This is a genomic window from Streptomyces sp. NPDC047453 (genome assembly GCF_040643155.1).
Classification (GTDB): domain Bacteria; phylum Actinomycetota; class Actinomycetes; order Streptomycetales; family Streptomycetaceae; genus Streptomyces.
Genome location: NZ_JBEYTS010000189.1, coordinates 1 through 1202, shown reverse-complemented (window position 1 = coordinate 1202; position 1202 = coordinate 1). Strand labels below are relative to the sequence as shown.

Annotated in this window: 2 protein-coding genes; one reads left to right on the top strand and one right to left on the bottom strand. The window is 64.4% G+C overall.

Annotation, left to right across the window (positions count from 1 at the left end):
- Positions 1 to 171 precede the first annotated feature (171 nt).
- A complete protein-coding gene (locus tag ABZ818_RS42870) occupies positions 172 to 501 on the top strand; it encodes a deoxyxylulose-5-phosphate synthase (RefSeq protein ID WP_361427798.1) in 330 nt (109 codons plus the stop codon).
- A gap of 172 nt (positions 502 to 673) precedes the next feature.
- Here ABZ818_RS42870 and ABZ818_RS42865 read toward each other — a convergent pair whose 3' ends face one another.
- The gene (locus tag ABZ818_RS42865; RefSeq protein WP_361427795.1) at positions 674 to 1057 is read right to left on the bottom strand and encodes a hypothetical protein; all 384 of its coding nucleotides are present in this window, start codon (positions 1055 to 1057) and stop codon (positions 674 to 676) included.
- Positions 1058 to 1202 lie beyond the last annotated feature (145 nt).

The window sequence follows — 1202 nt, the reverse complement described above, 5'->3', positions numbered from 1 at the left end:
ACCGACGACACCGCCCTGCCCACCGAACTCAGCGCATAGCCTCAAAGACGAGATCACCGAGTGGCCGTCGATACACCACTCCAGCGGACGTGACCCGGCACGGGTGCGGGACGCCTGCCCCGTTCACGGAATCCTGTGGAGTCTGGCTGGTACCGTCCGTAGTCTTAGCGCATGGCGCATGGAAAAACCTCGTACGTCTGCCTGCCGTGCCGGGCCTCGTACAAGCAACCGTACGTCGGCGACCACGAACGGTTGTGCCCGCGTTGCGCTGAACCGCTCATCCATGTTGGCTCCGCCTTCGCCGTGCCGCGTCGTCGGGACACCGCTGGCCGGCGAGTGCTCTCGGTGCTGTTGAACGCGGGTGTCCGTTTCCACAAGAGCTGTTGCGGTGGTCCCGGCTATCGACCGCGGACCCTCAGGGAGATCCGTGAACGCATGGCGCACGCCCGCTCGAGCGGGGAGCCGTTCGCCAAGGCATTGGTGCGCCGCGAGTTGCCCTAGCCAGTTCTTCTGGAAGTGATGGCCCAAGTCCCTCACGTGCGGCGGCCCCCTGTAGCTGAGCCTGTGACCTGCGCGGACGCCGGGACTAGTTGTCATCATCTGTCAACGTCGGTTCGCCTCGGGCGGCCCAGAGGCGGCCCAGGCTCATCCCACCAGTAGACCGGTGCGCCAGTTATGCCGTAGTCAGCTCGCGTAGCAATGCTTCCGAAGGGATCAGTGGTGCCAGGACGGTCCGGACGTATGCCTCACGCTGATCCGGTGTCCATGCGGCCACGGTGGCGGCGTTCTCGGTCAGGTGACGGCGCACGACGGTCAGGAGGTGAGGGTGAGCCTCGGCCTGCCTCCATTGCTCCCATTGAGGACGAGCGGCAGCTCGCCCATCGGCGGAGTCGGCCTCGATGATGAGCTCCAGGAGGCGATGCTGGACAGCGGCGATGAACGGGCTCCCAAAGAAGATCCCCTCGGACGCATCAAACTTTTGTTCGAACAGCATCTTGTGCAGCGCTCTGGCTTCATTGAGCGACGCGAACTCGAGACTCAGGGGTTGATCCGCCACCTGCGAATTGTGGCAGGGTCCGCGCGAGGTCGGTGGAGCGGCTTTGGGCTGGAGTTTCAATGACCGAGTCAAGGTCATGGGCCGCCCTCCACCAGTGAAGGCGGCACCTCGTCTCGGAGATCGTTTGTGCCCTCAGCTGACGAAA